Origin of the sequence: Methylobacterium sp. Leaf466 (assembly GCF_001425565.1) — a bacterium.
In the GTDB taxonomy this organism is placed as follows: Bacteria; Pseudomonadota; Alphaproteobacteria; order Rhizobiales; family Beijerinckiaceae; genus Methylobacterium.
On record NZ_LMRC01000004.1, the window covers coordinates 25,194 to 44,584 of the forward strand.

21 protein-coding genes are annotated in these 19,391 nt (G+C 71.2%); 18 read left to right on the plus strand and 3 right to left on the minus strand.

Going from position 1 to position 19,391, the window contains the following annotated elements:
- Positions 1–2 precede the first annotated feature (2 nt).
- From ASG59_RS03605 to ASG59_RS03685, 17 genes are all read left to right on the plus strand, one after another.
- Complete coding sequence (locus ASG59_RS03605) at positions 3–1,163, plus strand: methyltransferase (RefSeq protein ID WP_056407049.1); 1,161 nt, start codon at positions 3–5, stop codon at positions 1,161–1,163.
- Positions 1,164–1,294: 131 nt separating this feature from the next.
- Complete coding sequence (bchC, locus tag ASG59_RS03610; RefSeq protein ID WP_056282082.1) at positions 1,295–2,233, plus strand: chlorophyll synthesis pathway protein BchC; 939 nt, start codon at positions 1,295–1,297, stop codon at positions 2,231–2,233.
- Positions 2,230–3,246 carry a chlorophyllide a reductase iron protein subunit X gene (locus ASG59_RS03615; RefSeq protein WP_056407051.1) on the plus strand — a complete coding sequence of 339 codons (1,017 nt, stop codon included), beginning with the start codon at positions 2,230–2,232 and terminating at the stop codon, positions 3,244–3,246. The genes bchC and ASG59_RS03615 overlap by 4 nt, the downstream gene beginning before the upstream one ends.
- Positions 3,247–3,253: 7 nt before the next feature.
- On the plus strand, positions 3,254–4,831 hold the full coding sequence (bchY, locus tag ASG59_RS03620) for a chlorophyllide a reductase subunit Y (RefSeq protein WP_056407053.1): 1,578 nt from the start codon (positions 3,254–3,256) through the stop codon (positions 4,829–4,831).
- On the plus strand, positions 4,831–6,297 hold the full coding sequence (bchZ, locus tag ASG59_RS03625) for a chlorophyllide a reductase subunit Z (RefSeq protein ID WP_055886160.1): 1,467 nt from the start codon (positions 4,831–4,833) through the stop codon (positions 6,295–6,297). The genes bchY and bchZ overlap by 1 nt, the downstream gene beginning before the upstream one ends.
- Positions 6,298–6,395: 98 nt before the next feature.
- Entirely contained in the window at positions 6,396–6,620 is a 225-nt protein-coding gene (locus ASG59_RS03630) for a hypothetical protein (RefSeq protein WP_055886163.1), read from the plus strand.
- Between the two features lie 117 nt (positions 6,621–6,737).
- Positions 6,738–6,968 (plus strand): light-harvesting antenna LH1, beta subunit, encoded by a 231-nt coding sequence (gene pufB / locus ASG59_RS03635; RefSeq protein ID WP_055886165.1) that lies wholly within the window; start codon positions 6,738–6,740, stop codon positions 6,966–6,968.
- Between the two features lie 13 nt (positions 6,969–6,981).
- Positions 6,982–7,167: a light-harvesting antenna LH1, alpha subunit gene (gene pufA / locus ASG59_RS03640; protein ID WP_055886168.1), complete on the plus strand. Its 186-nt coding sequence runs from the start codon at positions 6,982–6,984 to the stop codon at positions 7,165–7,167.
- Between the two features lie 176 nt (positions 7,168–7,343).
- Entirely contained in the window at positions 7,344–8,168 is an 825-nt protein-coding gene (gene pufL, locus ASG59_RS03645) for a photosynthetic reaction center subunit L (protein WP_055886171.1), read from the plus strand.
- A 24-nt stretch (positions 8,169–8,192) separates the two neighbouring features.
- A complete protein-coding gene (pufM, locus tag ASG59_RS03650) occupies positions 8,193–9,170 on the plus strand; it encodes a photosynthetic reaction center subunit M (protein WP_056407054.1) in 978 nt (325 codons plus the stop codon).
- Complete coding sequence (gene pufC, locus ASG59_RS03655; RefSeq protein WP_055886176.1) at positions 9,167–10,282, plus strand: photosynthetic reaction center cytochrome PufC; 1,116 nt, start codon at positions 9,167–9,169, stop codon at positions 10,280–10,282. Before pufM ends, pufC begins: the two co-directional genes overlap by 4 nt.
- A gap of 366 nt (positions 10,283–10,648) precedes the next feature.
- Positions 10,649–12,397: a type I secretion system permease/ATPase gene (locus ASG59_RS03660; RefSeq protein ID WP_056407056.1), complete on the plus strand. Its 1,749-nt coding sequence runs from the start codon at positions 10,649–10,651 to the stop codon at positions 12,395–12,397.
- 22 nt (positions 12,398–12,419) lie between these two features.
- Positions 12,420–13,772 (plus strand): HlyD family type I secretion periplasmic adaptor subunit, encoded by a 1,353-nt coding sequence (locus ASG59_RS03665; protein ID WP_056407058.1) that lies wholly within the window; start codon positions 12,420–12,422, stop codon positions 13,770–13,772.
- Positions 13,773–13,782: 10 nt separating this feature from the next.
- Positions 13,783–14,109, plus strand: coding sequence for a YciI family protein (locus ASG59_RS03670; RefSeq protein ID WP_055886185.1), 327 nt, complete (start codon positions 13,783–13,785; stop codon positions 14,107–14,109).
- Between the two features lie 223 nt (positions 14,110–14,332).
- The gene (gene ykgO, locus ASG59_RS03675) at positions 14,333–14,458 is read left to right on the plus strand and encodes a type B 50S ribosomal protein L36 (protein WP_055886195.1); all 126 of its coding nucleotides are present in this window, start codon (positions 14,333–14,335) and stop codon (positions 14,456–14,458) included.
- 88 nt (positions 14,459–14,546) lie between these two features.
- Positions 14,547–15,155 (plus strand): tetratricopeptide repeat protein, encoded by a 609-nt coding sequence (locus ASG59_RS03680; RefSeq protein ID WP_055886198.1) that lies wholly within the window; start codon positions 14,547–14,549, stop codon positions 15,153–15,155.
- A gap of 7 nt (positions 15,156–15,162) precedes the next feature.
- Positions 15,163–16,173, plus strand: coding sequence for an alpha/beta fold hydrolase (locus ASG59_RS03685; protein ID WP_056407061.1), 1,011 nt, complete (start codon positions 15,163–15,165; stop codon positions 16,171–16,173).
- A gap of 151 nt (positions 16,174–16,324) precedes the next feature.
- Here the strand turns inward: ASG59_RS03685 and ASG59_RS03690 are convergent, their stop codons facing one another.
- A complete protein-coding gene (locus tag ASG59_RS03690) occupies positions 16,325–16,675 on the minus strand; it encodes a hypothetical protein (RefSeq protein ID WP_055886203.1) in 351 nt (116 codons plus the stop codon).
- A gap of 265 nt (positions 16,676–16,940) precedes the next feature.
- On the opposite strand from ASG59_RS03690, the gene ASG59_RS03695 reads away from it, so the two are divergent.
- Positions 16,941–17,405, plus strand: coding sequence for a DUF805 domain-containing protein (locus ASG59_RS03695; protein ID WP_056407064.1), 465 nt, complete (start codon positions 16,941–16,943; stop codon positions 17,403–17,405).
- On the opposite strand, the gene cmk is transcribed toward ASG59_RS03695, so the two are convergent.
- Both cmk and aroA read right to left on the minus strand, forming a co-directional pair.
- Positions 17,397–18,029, minus strand: a complete 633-nt coding sequence (cmk, locus tag ASG59_RS03700; RefSeq protein WP_055886208.1) for a (d)CMP kinase — start codon at positions 18,027–18,029, stop codon at positions 17,397–17,399. The genes ASG59_RS03695 and cmk overlap by 9 nt on opposite strands.
- A 5-nt stretch (positions 18,030–18,034) precedes the next feature.
- Positions 18,035–19,384: a 3-phosphoshikimate 1-carboxyvinyltransferase gene (gene aroA / locus ASG59_RS03705; protein WP_056282096.1), complete on the minus strand. Its 1,350-nt coding sequence runs from the start codon at positions 19,382–19,384 to the stop codon at positions 18,035–18,037.
- Positions 19,385–19,391: the final 7 nt, after the last annotated feature.

A 19,391-nucleotide genomic window follows, 5' to 3' on the forward strand; every position in this document is an offset into this window, starting at 1 on the left:
ACATGGCGGAACTCCGCGCGCCGCCGGTCCTCCATGCGACCGGTGCGCCCCGTTCCTGGCGCGAACGCTGGCTCGCCTTCCGCAACCGCACGGTGGCACGGCCCGGCTTCCAGCGCTGGGCCGCGGGCTTTCCCCTGACGCGCGGCATCGCGCGGGCCAACACCCGCGCCTTGTTCGACCTGTGCGCCGGCTTCGTCTACTCGCAGACCCTGTTCGCCTGCGTTCGCCTCGACCTGTTCGCCGTGCTGGAGCCGGGGCCGCGCACCGTCGACTGGCTCGCCGTGCGCCTCGACCTGCCGCCGGAGCGCTGCCTGCGCCTCCTGAAGGCCGCCGCCTCCCTCGATCTCCTCACCCGCCTGCCCGACGGCCGCTTCGCCCTGGCCGACCTCGGCGCCGCGCTGATCGGCAACCCCGCCATCGCCGCGATGGTCGAGCATCACGCCATGCTCTACGACGACCTGCGCGATCCGGTCGCCCTGTTGCGGGGCGAGGCCGGCCCGACCCGGCTGTCCGCCTACTGGCCCTATGCCGACGGCGGCCGCCCCGAGGCGGTCGGCCCCGAATCGGTGGCGCCCTACAGCGGCCTGATGGCCGCCTCCCAGGCCTTCATCGCGCAGGACATCCTCGACGCCTATCCCCTGGGCACGCATCGGCGGCTGATGGACGTCGGCGGCGGCGAGGGCGCCTTCCTCGCCGCCGCCGCGGCCCGCGCGCCGGACCTTTCCCTCGTCCTGTTCGACCTCGAGCCCGTGGCGGCACGGGCCCGCCGCCACTTCGCCGCCGCCGGCCTCGCCGGGCGCGCCACCGCCCACGGCGGCAGTTTTCGCGAGGATCCCCTGCCCTCGGGGGCCGACCTGATCTCCCTGGTGCGCGTGGTCCACGACCACGACGACGACACCGTCCGGGTCCTGCTGCGCAAGGTCCGCGATGCGCTGGCATCCGGCGGCACCCTGCTCATCGCCGAGCCGATGGCCGGCACGCCCGGGGCCGCGCCGATCGCCGACGCCTATTTCGGCTTCTATCTCCTCGCCATGGGCACCGGCCGCTGCCGCAGCCCGGCCGAGCTGGCGCCGCTGCTGGCCGAGGCGGGCTTCGCCCGGCCCCGCGAGATCGCCACCCGCCGCCCGCTCTTGACCCGGCTCGTCACCGCGACGGCGGTTTGAGACGCATCCCGGTGCGAGTGACAAGCCAACTTGACACTCGCGGCCGTAAATAAGAGTTGACGTTCCGAAGTGTCTATCTAGGATGACACAGACAGAACCAGCCGGACGCAAAAGGCGGGGAGGATCATTCGATGCAAGCCCGAGCCGTCGTCCTCCACGAGCCAGAGCGGCTCAACCTCGAAGACCTCGCCATCGACGCCCCCGGCCACGACGACGCCGTGGTCGCGGTGCGCTGGAGCGGCATCAGCACCGGCACGGAGCGCCTGCTCTGGTCGGGCCGGATGCCGCCCTTCCCCGGCATGGGCTACCCCCTGGTCCCCGGCTACGAGTCGGTCGGCGAGGTGGTGGAAGCCGGCGAGGGCTCCGGCCTGCGGGTCGGCCAGACCGTCTTCGTTCCCGGCGCCCGCTGCTTCGGCCCGGTGCGCGGCCTGTTCGGGGGCGCCGCCTCCCACCTCGTCAGCGCCGGCTCGCGCCTGGTGCCGGTCGATGCCTCGCTCGGCGAGCGCGGCATCCTCATCGCCCTGGCCGCCACCGCCTATCACGCCCTGCGCCACGTGGTTCCGGGCCAACGCTCCCTCATCGTCGGCCACGGCGTCCTCGGACGCCTGCTCGCCCGCCTCACCGCCATCGCCGGCGGCCTTCCGATCGTGTGGGAGACCAACCCGGTCCGGGCCGCGGGCGACCACGGCTACGCGGTGATCGACCCGGTCTACGACGAGCGCCGCGACTACGCCGCCATCACCGACGTGAGCGGCGACGCGGGCCTCCTCGACACCCTGATCGGGCGGCTGGCGCCCGGCGGAGAGGTCGTGCTGGCGGGCTTCTACGAAGCATCCCTCTCCTTCGCCTTCCCCCAGGCCTTCATGCGCGAGGCCCGCATCCGGGTCGCCGCGCAATGGCAGCCGGACGATCTCGCCGCGGTGATGGCGCTGATCGAGGGCGGGCGCCTGAGTCTCGACGGCCTGATCACCCATCGCAGCCCGACGGCGGCGGCGGAGCAGGCCTATCGCACGGCCTTCGGCGAGCCGGAGTGCCTGAAGATGATCCTCGATTGGAGCACCCGTTCATGAACATCCCGCTGAACGGAGCCGCGCTCAAGGGCGCGGAGGCCATGCAGTCCCAGAACCTGCGCATCGAAGCCGGCATCGAGCCCGATCCGGTGCCGACCAAGGCCACCAAGGAGACGCAGATCATCGCGATCTACGGCAAGGGCGGCATCGGCAAGTCGTTCACCCTGGCCAACCTCAGCTACATGATGGCCCAGCAGGGCAAGAAGGTCCTGCTCATCGGCTGCGACCCCAAGAGCGACACCACCTCGCTCCTGTTCGGCGGCCGCGCCTGCCCCACGATCATCGAGACCTCGACGAAGAAGAAGCTCGCCGGCGAGCAGGTCGCCATCGGCGACGTCTGCTTCAAGCGCGACGGCGTCTACGCGATGGAGCTCGGCGGGCCGGAGGTCGGCCGCGGCTGCGGCGGGCGCGGCATCATCCACGGCTTCGAACTCCTGGAGAAGCTCGGCTTCCACGAGTGGGGCTTCGACTACGTGCTGCTCGACTTCCTCGGCGACGTGGTCTGCGGCGGCTTCGGCCTGCCGATCGCCCGGGACATGTGCCAGAAGGTCATCGTCGTCGGCTCCAACGACCTGCAGTCGCTGTATGTGGCCAACAACGTCTGCTCGGCGGTGGAATATTTCCGCAAGCTCGGCGGCAACGTCGGCGTCGGCGGCCTCGTCATCAACAAGGACGACGGCACCGGCGAGGCCCAGGCCTTCGCCGAGGCGGTCGGCATCCCGGTCCTGGCCTCGATCCCGGCCGACGACGACATCCGCAAGAAGAGCGCGAACTACGAGATCATCGGCCGGCCCGAGAGCCAATGGGGCTCGCTGTTCGCCGACCTCGCCCAGAACGTCCACGACGCCAAGGCCAACCACCCGACGCCGCTCAGCCAGGACGGCCTGCTCGGCCTGTTCAAGGGCGAGGCGGTGGGCCGCGGCGTGACGCTGGTGCCCGCCACCTTCGAGGACATGTGCGGCACGGCCCACGTCGTGAAGCCGTCCCTCGAAGTCATCTACGACGAGGTTTGAGGGCACCATGGCCGTCACCCTCGACATCGCCGACCTGCGCGCCCGTAAGGAGCGCCCCGCCTCGACGCTCGCCGCCCCCCCGGTTCCGGCCGAGGCGGTCAACCTGGCCGCCACCACCGGCGACGGCCTCGGCTGCCACTCCGGCAAGGCGGCGATGACGGCGGCGGCCGAGGCCGCCGGCATGTCCGAGACCCTCGATCAACTGCGGGCGGACTACCCGCAGGGGCCGCACGACCAGCCCCAGAGCATGTGCCCCGCCTTCGGCTCCCTGCGCGTCGGCCTGCGTATGCGCCGCACCGCGACGATCCTGTCGGGCTCGGCCTGCTGCGTCTACGGCCTCACCTTCACCTCGCATTTCTACGGGGCCAAGCGGACGGTGGGCTACGTGCCCTTCAATTCCGAATCCCTGGTGACGGGCAAGCTGTTCGAGGACATCCGCGAGGCGGTGTTCGAGGTGGCCAAGCCCGCCGACTACGACGCCGTCGTCGTCATCAACCTGTGCGTCCCCACCGCCTCCGGCGTGCCGCTGCGCCTCCTGCCCAAGGAGATCGACGGGGTCCGCATCATCGGCATCGACGTGCCGGGCTTCGGCGTCCCCACCCACGCGGAAGCCAAGGACGTGCTGGCCGGCGCGATGCTCAAGGTCGCCCGCACCGAAGTCGAGCAGGGCCCGGTCCAGGCGCCCCGCAGCGGCCGCTCCGAGCGCCCCACCGTGGCGCTGCTCGGCGAGATGTTCCCCGCCGACCCCGTCGTGATCGGGTCGATGCTGGAGCCGCTGGGTCTGGCCGCCGGTCCCGTCGTGCCCACCCGCGAATGGCGCGAGCTCTACGCCGCCCTCGATTGCGCGGCCGTGGCGGCGATCCACCCGTTCTACACCGCCTCCATGCGCGAGTTCTCGCTGGCCGGCCGCCCCATCGTCGGCTCGGCCCCGGTGGGCCACGACGGCACCGCCGACTGGCTCGACCGGATCGGCGAGGCCTGCGCGGTGCCCCGCGCCACCGTCGAGGCCGCCAAGAACCGGTTCCTGCCGATGATCAAAGGCGTGCTCGCCGCCGCCCCGATCGCGGGCCGGATCACCCTCTCGGGCTACGAGGGCTCGGAGCTCCTGGTGGGCCGGCTCCTCGTCGAGAGCGGCGCCGACCTGCGCTACGTCGGCACCGCCTGCCCGAGGACGCCCTATTCGGAGGCCGACCGCGACTGGCTCGAGGCCCGCGGGGTCGAGGTCCGCTACCGCGCCTCCCTCGAGGACGACCTCTACGCCATGCATCACTTCAAGCCGGATCTCGCCATCGGCACCACCCCGGTGGTGCAGAAGGCCAAGGAGATGGCGCTGCCCGCCCTCTACTTCACCAACCTCATCTCCGCCCGCCCGCTCATGGGCGTCGCCGGTGCCGGGTCGCTGGCCAAGGTCATCAACGCGGCGCTGGGCAACCGGCCCCGGTTCGACCGGATGCGCGATTTCTTCGCCGGCGTCGGCGAGGGCCATGCCGCCGGCATCTGGGAGGAGGTTCCGCAGCTCCGCCAGAACGTCGCCTCGGCCAAGCGCGAGAAGCCCGCGCACAATCCGATCGGGGAGATGGCCTGATGCTCGTCCTCGATCACGACCGGGCCGGCGGCTACTGGGGCGCCGTCTACGTCTTCACCGCCATCAAGGGATTGCAGGTCGTCATCGACGGCCCCGTCGGCTGCGAGAACCTGCCCGTCACCTCGGTGCTGCACTACACCGACGCGCTGCCGCCGCACGAACTGCCCATCGTCGTCACGGGGCTGGCCGAGGAAGAACTCGGCCGCCACGGCACCGAGGGCGCGATGAAGCGGGCCCATGCCACCCTCGACCCGGGCATGCCGAGCGTGGTCGTCACCGGCTCGATCGCCGAGATGATCGGCGGCGGCGTGACGCCCGAGGGCACCAACATCCAGCGGTTCCTGCCGCGCACCATCGACGAGGACCAGTGGCAGACCGCCGACCGGGCGATGTCCTGGCTCTGGCAGGAGTACGGCGCCAGGAAGTTCGCCAAGAAGGGCATTCCCGCACGGCCCGCCCGCAAGGACGGCGAGAAGCCGCGGGTCAACATCATCGGCCCGGCCTACGGCACCTTCAACATGCCCTCCGACCTCGCCGAGATCCGCCGCCTCGTCGAGGGCATCGGCGCCGAGGTGAACCTGGCCTTCCCGCTCGGATCGCACCTGGCCGACGTGCCCAAGCTCGTGAACGCGGACGCCAACATCTGCCTCTACCGCGAGTTCGGCCGCCTGCTGTGCGAGGCCCTGGAGCGCCCCTACCTGCAGGCGCCCATCGGCATCCACGCCACCACCAAGTTCCTGCGCAAGCTCGGCGAGATCCTGGGGGTGGACCCCGAGCCCTTCATCGAGCGTGAGAAGCACACCACCATCAAGCCGGTGTGGGACCTGTGGCGGTCGGTGACCCAGGACTTCTTTGGGACGGCGAGCTTCGGCATCGTCGCCTCCGAGACCTACGCCAGGGGCGTGCGCCGCTTCCTCGAGGACGAGATGGGGCTGCCCTGCACCTTCGCGGTCTCGCGGCTGGCCGGCGCCAAGACCGACAACGCGGCGGTGCGCGAGCTCATCGCCACCAACCCGCCGCTGGTGCTGTTCGGCTCGTTCAACGAGCGCATGTACGCGGCCGAGAGCGGCTGCCGGGCGGTGTTCGTGCCGGCCTCCTTCCCCGGCGCCATCATCCGGCGCCACACCGGCACGCCGTTCATGGGCTTCTCCGGGGCGACCTACCTCGTCCAGGAGGTCTGCAACGCCCTGTTCGACATGCTCTTCCACATCATCCCCCTCGCCCGCGACATGGATGCGGTCGAGGCGACCCCGGCCCGGCTCCACCGCGAGCTGCCCTGGGACGACGAGGCCCGCACGCTGCTCGACGACTTCGTCGAGCGCCAGCCGGTCCTGGTGCGGATCTCCATGGCCAAGCGCCTGCGCGACGCCGCCGAACGCGGCGCCCGCGGCGAGGGGCTCGAACGGGTCGCCGAGACCCACGTCGCCCGCGCGCACGACGGGCTCAAGCAGGGAGTCGCCGCATGACCGCGTCCGCCGCACCCGCGCACACCCCTCCATCCGCTTTCCCGCACACAGCATTCCCGGCGCCGCGCACCGCGTCCCGCGAACAGGAGCCCCACGTCATGCAACGCACGCTCAACCCGATGTCGTCGCGCCAGCACCAGGACGAAATTCAGTTCCGGGTCATCCTGGCCGCGACCTACCCGTTCTTCCTGATCGCGGCCGTGGCCCAGCGCCTGGCGCCTGGCGCATCCGACGCGCGCCGCCTGCCCGCCCAGCGCCGCTCGGTCTTCGCCGAAGCCAAGGCCATGGCGGTCCAAGCGATTCCCTTCGCCTTCATGGGCTGACGCAGCCGTCACGGCCGCCCCCATCGAAGGATCCCCCATCCGCCGGGCCGCACTCTGGTCCCGGCGATACCCGCCGCACCGCATCGGCGCGGCTTGTCAGAGCGGAGGCTCACAGCAATGGCAAATGGAATAGTCGAAAAACCGAGCAGCCTGTCCGGGCTGACGGAGCCGGAAGCCAAGGAGTTCCACGCGATCTTCTTGACGAGCTTCATCATCTTCACGGCGGTCGCCGTGGTCGCGCATATCCTCGTCTGGATGTGGCGTCCGTGGCTGCCCGGCCCCAAGGGCTACGCCGCCCTCGATACCGTCACGAGCGCCGCGCACGGCCTCGTCTCGCTGATCTCGTAAGGAGGAGCACACCATGCACAAGGTTTGGCTTCTTTTCGATCCCCGCCGGACACTGGTGGCCCTGTTCACCTTCCTGTTCATCCTGGCGCTGCTGATCCACTTCATCTTGCTCAGCACCGACCGGTTCAACTGGCTGGAAGGCCCCAAGGCCCAGAAGGCGGCGCACGCGCTGTCCATCGTCGCCCCGACTCCGACCTGATCGGATCACCCTCGCGCGTCCGGGCCGGTTCGCCGTCCGGACGTGCCGACCTCCCATCCCCTCATCGATGGGCCTGCCTCGGGCGGGGCGCCGACACTCCGTCGGCCCCGCCCGAGGCGTCCCATGCCGGCGCCGCAGTCCCATAGCGCGCCGGAAACCAAGTCGAGGTCTCCGCCATGGCGATGCTGAGTTTCGAACGAAAATACCGGGTCCGCGGCGGCACCCTCGTCGGCGGCGACCTGTTCGATTTCTGGGTCGGGCCGTTCTACGTCGGCTTCTTCGGTGTCACGACGCTGTTCTTCTCGGTGCTGGGCACCGCGCTGATCGTCTACGGCGCCGCCCTGGGACCGACCTGGAACATCTGGCAGATCAACATCGCGCCCCCCGACCTGAAGTACGGGTTGGCGCTGGCCCCGCTCAAGGAGGGCGGGCTCTGGCAGATCATCACCTTCTGTGCCGTGGGCTCGTTCGTGTCCTGGGCCCTGCGCGAGGTCGAGATCTGCCGCAAGCTCGGCATCGGCTACCACGTGCCGTTCGCCTTCGCGGTGGCGATCTTCGCCTACGTGGCGCTGGTGGTGATCCGGCCGTTCCTGATGGGCGCCTGGGGCCACGGCTTCCCCTACGGCATCCTCAGCCACCTCGATTGGGTGTCGAACACCGGCTACCAGTACCTGCACTTCCACTACAATCCGGCCCACATGCTGGCGGTGTCGTTCTTCTTCACGACGACCTTCGCCCTGTCGCTCCACGGCTCGCTCATCCTCTCGGCCACCAACCCCGGCAAGGGCCAGGTGGTGAAGACCCCCGAGCACGAGGACACCTTCTTCCGCGACACCATCGGCTACTCGATCGGCACGCTGGGCATCCACCGCCTCGGCCTGTTCCTCGCGCTCTCGGCGGGCTTCTGGAGCGCCGTGTGCATCATCATCAGCGGACCCTTCTGGACCCAGGGCTGGCCGGAATGGTGGGGCTGGTGGCTCAATCTCCCGGTCTGGCGCTGACGAGCGGAAAGGGAAACACCCGCCATGGCATATTACCAGAACATCTTCACAGCGGTGCAGGTCAGGCCGGTCGTCCCCGACCTCGGGGTTCCGGTGGACTCCGACAAGCGCTGGGGCAAGCCCTTCAACAGCTACCTGATGGGCCTCATCGGCAACGCCCAGGTCGGGCCGATCTACGGGGGATACCTCGGTATCCTCTCCCTGACCTGCGGTCTCATCGCCTTCGAGATCATCGGCCTCAACATGTGGGCCAGCGTGAACTGGGACCCGATCCAGTTCGTCCGCCAGCTGCCCTGGCTCGCCCTCGAGCCGCCCCTGCCCAGGCACGGCCTGCGGGTGCTGCCCCCGCTCAACGAAGGCGGCTGGTGGCTGATCGCCGGCTTCTTCCTCACCGCCTCGGTGATGCTGTGGTGGGTGCGCCTTTTCCGCCGCGCTCAGGCCCTGGGGCTGGGCTACCACGTCCCCTGGGCCTTCGCCTCGGCGATCTGGCTCTACCTCGTCCTCGGCTTCATCCGGCCGGTGATGATGGGCTCCTGGAGCGAGGCGGTGCCCTTCGGCATCTTCCCGCACCTCGATTGGACCGCCGCCTTCTCGCTGCGCTACGGCAACCTCTTCTACAACCCGTTCCACATGCTCTCGATCGTCTTCCTCTACGGGTCGACGCTGCTGTTCGCCATGCACGGGGCGACCATCCTGGCGGTGAGCCGCTTCGGCGGCGAGCGTGAGATCGACCAGATCGTCGATCGCGGCACGGCCACCGAGCGCGCCGCCCTGTTCTGGCGCTGGACCATGGGCTTCAACGCCACCATGGAATCGATCCACCGCTGGGCCTGGTGGTTTGCCGTCCTCACCACCCTCACCGGCGGCATCGGCATCCTGCTCACCGGCACCGTCGTCGACAATTGGTACCTCTGGGCGGTCAAGCACGGCGTCGCGCCGAGCTATCCGGAAGTCTACGCCCCGATCGTCGATCCCTTGAGCGCCACGGGGGCAGCCAAATGAGAGTCTTCTTCACCGTCGTCGGGGCCGCGATCGCCTTCTTCCTCACGGTCGCGATGTTCGGGACCGCCGGGTGGGACCGCCCGCCCCTCGTCACCAGCCAGAACGGCTATCGCGGCACCGCGATGGCCCAGGTCGAGACCAAGGCGGACGCCGCCGAGGTCAAGGCCGCCAACGTGGCGCCCGCCCCCGCCGATCCGGCGGAGCCGGGCGAGGAACTCGCCGGCAAGACCTACGAGAACGTCCAGGTCCTGCAGAACATCACCACCAACGAGTTCAACCGCCTGATGGCCTCGATGACGGAGTGGGTCTCCCCCGAACAGGGCTGCACCTACTGCCACAACACCGAGAACATGGCCGACGACAGCCTCTACCAGAAGAAGGTCGCCCGCCGGATGCTGCAGATGACCCAGCACATCAACAGCACCTGGAAGGACAAGCATGTGGGCGGCGCCGGCGTCACCTGCTACACCTGCCACCGCGGCCAGCCGGTCCCGGCCAACATCTGGTTCACCGACCCCGGCCCCAACGCCACCTCGGGCTTCGTACCCCGCAACAACGGGCAGAACATGGCCTCGCCCTCGGTGGGCCTCGCCTCGCTGCCCTACGACACCCTGACCGAGTACTTCTCGACCAAGAACATCGACGAGACCGCGATCCGCGTGAACGCCACCACGGCGCTGCCGACCTCGAAGGGCAAGCCGATCCAGGAGGCCGAGAAGACCTTCGGCCTGATGATCCACATGTCGCAGGGGTTGGGGGTCAACTGCACCTTCTGCCACAACACCCGGGCGGTCTCCGACTGGTCGCAGAGCACGCCCCAGCGCACCACCGCCTGGCACGGCATCCGGATGGTCCGGGACATCAACGGCGACTACATGGAGCCCTTGACCTCGACCTTCCCGGCCAACCGCCTCGGCGCCCTGGGCGACGTGCCCAAGGTGAACTGCACCACCTGCCACAACGGCGTCAGCAAGCCCCTCAACGGCGCCAACGTGATCGACGCCTACCCGGAACTCGCCGCACCGGTGGTGGCGGCGGCCGCGACCACCGAGCCGGCCCCCCCGGCACCGGCGCCCGCGGCACCGACCCCCGAGCAGAAGCCGCCGCAGTAGCCGCGCCCGGCCCAAGGCCCGAGACGACGACGAGGCCGCCGGACCCGAGGTCCGGCGGCCTTTCGCGTTGGCGGGCGAAGCCGCCGGCCGAGCCCCGCCGCGCGTGCGGCGGATGCCGCCGACCGGTGACGGCCCAAGACCCGAGACCCAAGACCCGAGACCCGAGACCCGACATCCAAAACTCACGGCCCACGGCCGGCGGCACGGGGGCGCCCCGGCCTAAGGTTGCGATGACGAATTTCTGCTATCGATCGGCGGTCCGATCGATTCGGCGGCTAACGTGTGTGACCAACGTCATATTCGTGATGCGGGCGGACGGTTAGGAACCGGTCGGACGAACGGACCAGCAGGGCGGGTGGGCGCAGCATGAAGACGCGCGGATCGACGGAGATCGTCTCGGCCCTGGCCCGCTGCCGCGCGGCCTTCATCGGCGTCGGCGTGATGAGCGGGCTCATCAACGTCCTGTATCTGACCGGCTCGTTCTTCATGCTCGAGGTCTACGACCGCGTGATCCCGAGCCGGAGCGTGCCGACCCTGGTCGGCCTCGTGGTCCTGGCCCTCGTCCTCTACGCCTTCCAGGGCGTCCTCGAGATGCTGCGCTCGCGCATCCTGGCCCGCGTCGGGGCCGCCCTCGACGAGGCCCTGAGCGCGCGGGTGTTCGACATCGTGGTGAGGGCGCCGCTCAAGGGGGCCGCCCCCGGCGACGGGCTGCTGCCGCTGCGCGACCTCGACCAGCTGCGCGCCTTCCTCTCGGGCACCGGCCCCTCCGCCCTGTTCGATCTGCCGTGGATGCCGATCTACGTCGGCATCTGCTTCCTGTTCCATCCGCTGATCGGCGTCGCCGCGGTGGCCGGCGCCGCGATCCTGGCGGTCCTGACCTATCTCACCGACCGCTCGACGCGGGAGCCCTCGCAGACCTCGACCGCCCACGGCATGCGCCGCAACGGCCTGGCCGAAGCCGGCCGGCGCAACGCCGAGGTGCTGGCGGCGATGGGCATGCAGGGCCGGCTCGCCACCCGCTGGGGGGTCGCCAACCGCGACTACATGGACTCGCAGCAGCAGGTCGCCGACGTGGCCGGCGGCTACGGTGCCGGCTCCAAGGTCTTCCGCATGGCGCTGCAGTCGGGGGTTCTGGCGCTGGGCGCCTGGCTCGTCATCAACAACCAGGCCTCGGCGGGCATCATCATCGCCTCCTCGATCCTGGTGGCCCGCTCCCTCGCCCCGGCCGAGCTCGCCATCGCCAACTGGAAGGGGTTCGTGCAGGCCCGCCAGAGCTGGGCGCGGCTGTCGGAATTGTTCGCGCGCATCCCGGCCACCGGCCAGCCCCATTCCCTGCCGGCCCCGAGCCAGTCGGTCACCGTGGAGGGCGTCAGCATCGCCCCCCCCGGTGCCCAGCGCCTCGTGGTGCAGGACCTCAGCCTCGGCCTGAAGGCCGGGCAGGGCCTGGGCATCATCGGGCCGAGCGCATCGGGCAAGTCCTCGCTGGTGCGCGCCCTCGTCGGGGTGTGGCCGCCGCTGCGTGGCAAGGTCCGCATCGACGGGGCCGCCCTCGACCAGTGGTCGAGCGCGGACCTCGGACCCCACATCGGCTTCCTGCCGCAGGAGGTCGAGCTGTTCGGCGGCACGGTCGCCGAGAACATCGCCCGCTTCGACCCCGACGCGTCCTCGGCCGACATCATCGCCGCGGCCAAGGCGGCGGGCGTCCACGACCTCATCCTGCGCCTGTCGGAGGGCTACGACACCCGGCTCGGCGAGAACGGCGCCGGCCTCTCGGCGGGCCAGCGCCAGCGGGTCGGCCTCGCCCGCGCCCTCTACGGCGATCCCTTCCTCGTCGTCCTCGACGAGCCCAACGCCAACCTCGACAACGAGGGCGAGAACGCCCTCACCCAGGCGATCCTCGGCGTGCGCCAGCGCGGCGGCATCTGCGTCGTCGTCGCCCATCGCCCGAGCGCGCTCGCCGCCGTCGACCTGATCCTGATGATGGCCGACGGCCGCGCCCAGGCCTTCGGTCCCAAGGACGAGGTCCTGAAGCGCGTCCTGCGCACCGCGCCGGCGGAGGCGGCGGTGCCGCGGGCGGCCACCCCCGGTGCCGTGACGCTGCAGGAAAGCGCCTGACCCTTTTCGAGAGAGCGCCCCCATGACCGCCGCCGTCCAGACCGTCGCCTTTTCCCCCGTCGCGCCGGCGCTGCCGCGGGACGCCGCCCACGGCTCGATCCGCCGTCACCTCGCCCTGGCGGTGGGCCTGAGCGTCGCCCTCGTGGTCGGCGTCGGCGGCTGGGCCACCTTCACGATGATCTCGGGCGCCGTGATCGCGCCGGGCCAGCTCGTGGTCGAATCCGACGTCAAGAAGGTGCAGCACCCCACCGGCGGTGTCGTCGGCGAACTGCGGGTGCGCGACGGCGCCAGGGTCAAGGCCGGCGACATCCTGATCCGCCTCGACGAGACCCAGACGCGGGCCAACCTCGACATCGTCCGCAAGGCCCTCGACGAGCTCTCCGCCCGCCGCGCCCGCGGCGAGGCCGAGCGCGACGGGGCCGCCGCCGTGACCTTCCCGCCCGAGCTCGTCGCCCGCAAGGACATGGACCCGTCCGTCGCCCATCTGATCGAGGGCGAGGGCCGGCTGTTCGCCGCGAGGGTGGCCGGGCGCGAGGGACAGAAGTCGCAGTTGCGCGAGCGGGTCGCCCAGCTGCGCCAGGAGATCAACGGGCTCACCGAGCAGGCCGCCGCCAAGGAACGCGAGATCGCCCTCATCGGCGGCGAACTCACCGGCGTGCGCGAGCTCTTCGCCAAGAACCTGGTCTCCCTGGCCCGCGTCAACGCCCTGGAGCGCGACGGCGCCCGCCTCGTGGGCGAGCGCGGCCAGCTCGTGGCCTCGATCGCCTCGGCCAAGGGCAAGATCGCCGAGACGGAGCTGCAGATCATCCAGATCGACACCGACATGCGCAGCGAGGTCGGCAAGGACATGGCCGAGATCCGCGGGCGCTGGTCGGAATACGTCGAGAAGAAGGTCGCGGCCGAGGACCAGCTCAAGCGCGTCGACATGCGCGCCCCCCAGGACGGCACGGTCCATCAGATGACCGTCCACACCATCGGCGGCCTCGTGACCCCGAGCGAGCCGGCGATGCTGATCGTGCCGGAGGCCGACCAGCTCGCCGTGGAGGTCCGCATCCAGCCCCAGGACATCGACAACGTCCGCCTGGGTCAGGCGGCGGTCCTGCGCTTTGCCGCCTTCAACCAGCACGTCACGCCGGAGATCAACGGCATCGTCAGCCGGGTCTCGGCCGACGTCACCCAGGACCAGAAGACCGGCCTGACCTTCTACACCGCCCGCATCGCGATTCCCGAGGACCAGAAGGCGCGACTGGGCAAGGTCCGCCTCGTGCCGGGCATGCCGGTGGAATCCTTCATGCAGCTCGGCGACCGCTCGGTGCTGTCGTATCTGACGAAACCGCTGGCCGATCAGGTCGCCAAGGCCTGGCGCGAGCGCTGAGGGACGTCCCATGCCGGTCTTCATCGTCACCCTGACCCACCCCGACGGCGACGGCTGGGAGCGCCATCTGCGCCCGCACGTGGACTACCTCCACGACCTCGTGGCGCGCGGGGTCCTCAAGGCCGCCGGCCCCCTCAAGGGAACGCAGAAGCGCATGGGGTTCCTGATCTTTTCCGCCGCCGACGAAGCCGAGGTCAGGGCCCTAGTGGAGGCCGATCCCTTCGCCGTCCACGGGGTCAACGAGGCGGTGTCGATCGCGGCCTGGGACCCCGTGTTCGGAACCTTCACGGAGGAGTCCAGCGGCTCCCTGCCGGGCATCGGGCCGGTCGGCCCGTAGCGGCCTTCGCCCCGCCCTGCCCCGGCGGCCGGCGCCGGCGAGAGAACCGCGGGCCGCAGCTCCCCGACACGAAGCGTCGCCGAAAGCCTTGCTTTTCCGCCTCGAATGCTGGTATGGCGACCGCCTTTCCGCGATGCGTCAGCACTCATCGCCGGGGCGGCCATGGGCGCTCCGTTCCCGTGACCCTTTGGACAGGCGGCCGGACCGGGCCGACGTGAGACCGATGAAGATTCGCAACTCCCTCAAGTCGCTGCGCGGCCGCCATCGCGACAACCAGATCGTGCGTCGCAAGGGCCGGGTCTACATCATCAACAAGACCCAGAAGCGCTTCAAGGCCCGCCAGGGCTGAGCCGGCCCTCGCGTCGACCGACGCGGATCGGATCGACGCGTCAGCGCGGCACGTTGACGGGACCGGCCGGTGCGGGAATGCTCGCACCATGTCGCGATCCTTCCTCGCCCGCTCGGCCGCCTCGCTTCTCTGCCTGGGATGGGCCGTCGCCGTCGTGCCGGCGGCCATCCCGCCGGCATCGGCGGCGCCCGAACCGGCCCCCGCGCCCAAGGCCCAGCCCCTCACCCTCGACGAACTGTACGCACGCCTGAGGGCGGCGGAGGACGACGCCGAGGCCAAGGGCATCGCCGGCCTGATCGAGCGCCGGCTCGACCGGTCGGGCAGCGCCACGGCCGACCTCCTCACCGAACGCGCCCGGCAGGCGATGAGCGGGCGGGACTTCCCCCTGGCCGTCGAACTGCTCGACCGTGCCACCACCCTCGAGCCCGGCTGGTCGGAGGGGTGGAACCGGCGCGCCACCGTGTTCTGGCTGCTGCAGGATTCCGCGAGCGCGATCTCCGACCTCAAGCGGACGCTGGTGATCGAGCCGCGCCATTTCGAGGCCTGGGCGGCGCTCGGGCGGATCTACATGTCCATCGACGAGAAGGGCCGGGCGCTGGACTGCTTCCGCCGCGCCGCCGCTCTCTACCCGCGCATGCCCAACCTCAAATCCGCCTTGGACAAGCTCGTGCCGGACGTCGACGGGCGCGACCTGTAGCGCGTCGGTGAGCCTCCTCCAGGGAATCGCGGGCCTCGCCGCGGGGCTGCTCGCCGTGGTGGCCGGCGTGCTCGCGGCCGCAGCCGTCGCCACGCTGATCATCGAGTTGCGCATCGGCGCGCGCCTGCCGCCGCAGGGGCCGTTCGTGACGGTGGAGGGTGGGCGCCTCGCCACGATCCAGGCGGGGCCAAACCCCTCGGCCAAGGGCACCGTGGTGCTGCTGCACGGCGCCTCGGCCAATGCCTCCGACCCGATGGAGGGCGTCGGGCGGCGCCTGGCCGCGCAGGGCTTCCGGGTGATCGCCTTCGACCGGCCGGGCTTCGGTTGGAGCGACCGCCTGAACGGGGGCGCGATGGCGACCCCGGCGGCGCAGGCCAGGGCCATCGCGCAGGCCCTCGACAATCTCGGGACCGGACCGGCGATCGTGCTCGGCCATTCCTGGGCGGGCGCGCTGGCCGCGGCCATCGCCCTCGACCATCCCGGCGCCGTGTCCGGCCTCGTCCTGGTCTCGCCGGTGGCCCTGCCGTTCCCGCAGGCGATCACGCTGCCCTGGTACTGGACCCTCGCGCTCGAACCCCCGGTGCTGTGGGTCCTCAGCCGGACCCTGGCGAGCCCGGTGGGCCTCTATGCCCTGCCGCGGGTCGGCGGCACGGTGTTCCGGCCGCAGGCGGCGCCGGACGACTACATCGACACCAGCCGGGCGGCCCTGGTGCTGCGGCCCGCGACCCTGCGGGCCAACGTCCAGGATCTCGTCGCCCTTCCCAAGGCCCTCGCGCGCCAGGCCCCGCGCTACGGCACCCTCGCCGTGCCCACGGTGATCGTGGCGGGGGATGCCGATCCGGTGGTGGTGACCGAACGACAGGGCAAGCCGCTCGCCGGCCTCATCCCGCAGGCGAAGCTCGTGGTGCTGCCCGGCATCGGCCACATGGTCCAAATCGTGGCCGCCGAGGCGCTGGCGACCGAGGTCGCGGCTTTGGCCGAGCGCATCGCCGCGGCGAAGCGGGCGGGCGTGCCGTAGCCCCGCGCGCCGATCCGGCGGCGGGGCCTCGCGTGGGGTGATACGGTTTCCGCTTCAATCAGGCGGGAACCGTATCACCGCGCCCGCGCGGCGCCTGAGCGAAGCCCATGTCCGCAGCACGACGTGATCAACCGGACATGGTACGACACGCCTACTTCGGCTTGATGATCTCGACGCCGAGCTTGGTCTCGCCGTTGAAGGCCCAGATGCTCTTGTAGCCGCCGGCGTCGTCCTCGACGAGGAGCGCCGTGCCGCTCGACCCGCTGCTGGTGAAGTTCGCCGCCATGATGCGGGCGTCACCGACCGCGTAGCCGACGTATTTGTCGCCGCCGATGTTCCAGTTCAGCCGGAACGTGTCCTTGCTGGTCTGGGTGATGACCAGCGTGCCCGCGTATTCGGTATCGGCGGTGCCGTTGTTGCCCTTCACCGAATAGGTGCCCGGGCCCCCGGCCAGGGCCGGCAGGCTCAAACCCATCGCCAGGGCGACGAAACCCGATCTCAAAACTCCCATCATGGTCAAAAGCCCCCAGTTCATCGATTGTTGGCCCGGACAGCACCGGGCGGATCGTCCCTAAACAGGTTATCGTCCCCTTGCACGCGCCAAGCTGCGCCGTACCCCGCGATCCTGCAGCATTTTTCGCTCCCGAGGAGGGTCGGCGGCGCGGTCGGCGGGCCTCGCGACGCCAGCCCACCGTGGGCGAGGGGAGCCGGGCCCTGCCCGCCGCCCTCGGCCCACCCGTCAGGTCCACCCCCGGATGCCCGCACCGATGATCGACAGGTTCAGCCATCACCGGCTCGCGGCGGCGTTCGATCCGCGTCCGCGGATCGGTGCCCGTGCCTTCCGGCGACACATGCTGCGGTCGCTCCTGGCCGTGGCCGTCCTGCTGTGCCTGGCGGTGTGGCTGGCCGGGCAGGGCTGGCGCGGCCCGGCGATCGCCGCCGCGGCCGGCCTCCTGCCCCTGGCGCTCACCGTGCTCGCGCGCACGGCCGGACGCCTGCGCGACAGGGACCGTAGCCCGTGGTGGCTGGCGGCCTACGGCGCGGTGGCGCTGGCGGGCTTCGCGCCGATCGAGGACCTCACCGAGGCGTATCCGCTGGAGACACTGGCCACCGCCCTGGCGATGGCGGGGTTCGAGCTGTGGTTCCTGGTCGAGACCTGGCTGCGTCCCGGCACGCCCGGCCCCAACCGCTACGGGCGGCAGCCGGACGAGGACGGCCCGCCGTCAGTGTGAGCGCATGCGGTCCACCACCGCGCGGGCGGCCTCGAAGGCCTCGTCGGCATCGAGATCGGTGGTGTCGAGCACCACGGCGTCGGCGGCGGCCTTGAGCGGGGCGGTGCTGCGCGCGGAATCACGGGCGTCGCGGGCGACGATGTCCTCAAGGATCGCGGCCAGCGTGCTCGTCTCGCCGCGGCGCACGAGTTCGAGGTGGCGGCGGCGCGCGCGCTCCTCGGGGGCCGCGGTGATGAACAGCTTCACCCGGGCATCGGGGCAGACCACGGTGCCGATGTCGCGCCCGTCGAGGACGGCACCGCTCTCGCCGCCGGCGAAGCGCTGCTGCCAGGCCAGCAGTGCCGCGCGCACCGCCGGCACCGAGGAGATGCGCGAGGCCGCCTCCCCCATCGCCCGCTGGCGCAGGCGCGGGTCGGCGAGGCGGTCGGCGATCAGGCTCGCGGCGGCGCGGGCCGCGGCGGCCTTGTCGTCGAGGTCGTAGCCGGCGTCGAGCACCGTCAGGGCCACCGCCCGGTAGAGCAGGCCGGTGTCGAGGTGGGGCAGCCCGTAGTGGGCGGCCAGGCGCTTGGCCAGGGTGCCCTTGCCGGAGGCCGCCGGCCCGTCGATCGCGATCACCATCGGCATCCGACTCACTCCGCGATCGCGGCGCCGAGGGCCTGCATCGTCGGCAGGAAGCTCGGGAAACTCGTGGCGATCATCGCCCCGTCGTCGACGGTGACGGGCTCGGCGCTGGCCAGACCCATCACCAGGAAGGCCATGGCGATGCGATGGTCGAGGTGGGTCGCCACCGTGCCCCCGCCGCGCGGCGGGGTACCGTCGCCGTGGACGACGAGGTCGTCGCCCTCCACGAGATGCGCCACGCCGTTGGCCGCCAGGCCGTCCGCCACCGCCGCGAGACGGTCGGATTCCTTCACCCGCAGTTCGTGCAGGCCGGTCATGCGGGTGGTGCCCTGCGCGAAGGCCGCGGCCACGGCCAGCACGGGGTATTCGTCGATCATCGCGGGCGCGCGCTCGGGCGGCACGTCGACGCCGGTGAGGCGGCTCGCCCGCACCCGCAGGTCGGCCACGGTCTCGCCACCCTCCTCGCGCTCGCGAAGCCGCTCGATGTCGGCCCCCATCTCGATCAGCGTGGTGACGAGGCCGATCCGCAGCGGGTTCATCATCACGCCTTCGATCGTCACGTCCGAGCCCGGCACGATCAGAGCGGCCACCAGCGGGAAGGCGGCCGAGGACGGATCGGCGGGCACCACCACGTCGGTGCCGCGCAGGGTCGGCTGGCCGGTGAGCGCGATGGTGCGGCCGTGGCCGCCCTCGCCGGTGTGCGTCACCGCCACCTCGGCCCCGAACAGGCGCAGCATCCGCTCGGTATGGTCGCGGGTGGCCGCCGCCTCGATCACGGTGGTGGTGCCCGGCGCGTTGAGGCCGGCCAGCAGCACCGCCGACTTGATCTGCGCCGAGGCCACCGGCGTCTCGTAGGTGATGGGGATGGCCTCGCGGGGGCCGCGCAGGGTCAGGGGAACGCGCCCGCCCTCGCCTTCCGAGACCACCTGCGCGCCCATGCGCAGCAGCGGGTCGAGGATGCGGCGCATCGGGCGCTTGCGCAGGGAGGCGTCGCCGTCGAACGTGGCGGTGACCGGCTGGCCGCCGACGACGCCCATCATCAGGCGCGAGCCGGTGCCGGCGTTGCCGAAGTCGAGGACGCCGGCGGGGTCCGACAGGCCGCCGATGCCGACGCCGCGCACCACCCAGCGGCCCTCGCCGAGGCGATCGACGCCCGCGCCCAGGGCCTTGGCCGCCTGCGCCGTCCGCAGGACGTCGTCGCCCTCCAGAAGGCCCTCGACCCGGGTCTCGCCGATGCTGAGCAGGCCCAGGATCATCGCCCGATGCGAGATCGACTTGTCGCCCGGCGGGCGCAGGGCGCCGCGCAAGGGGGCGCCGGCCGTGGCCGTGAGGGGATGGGGAGCGGAGGCGTGCGACACGGGGCTT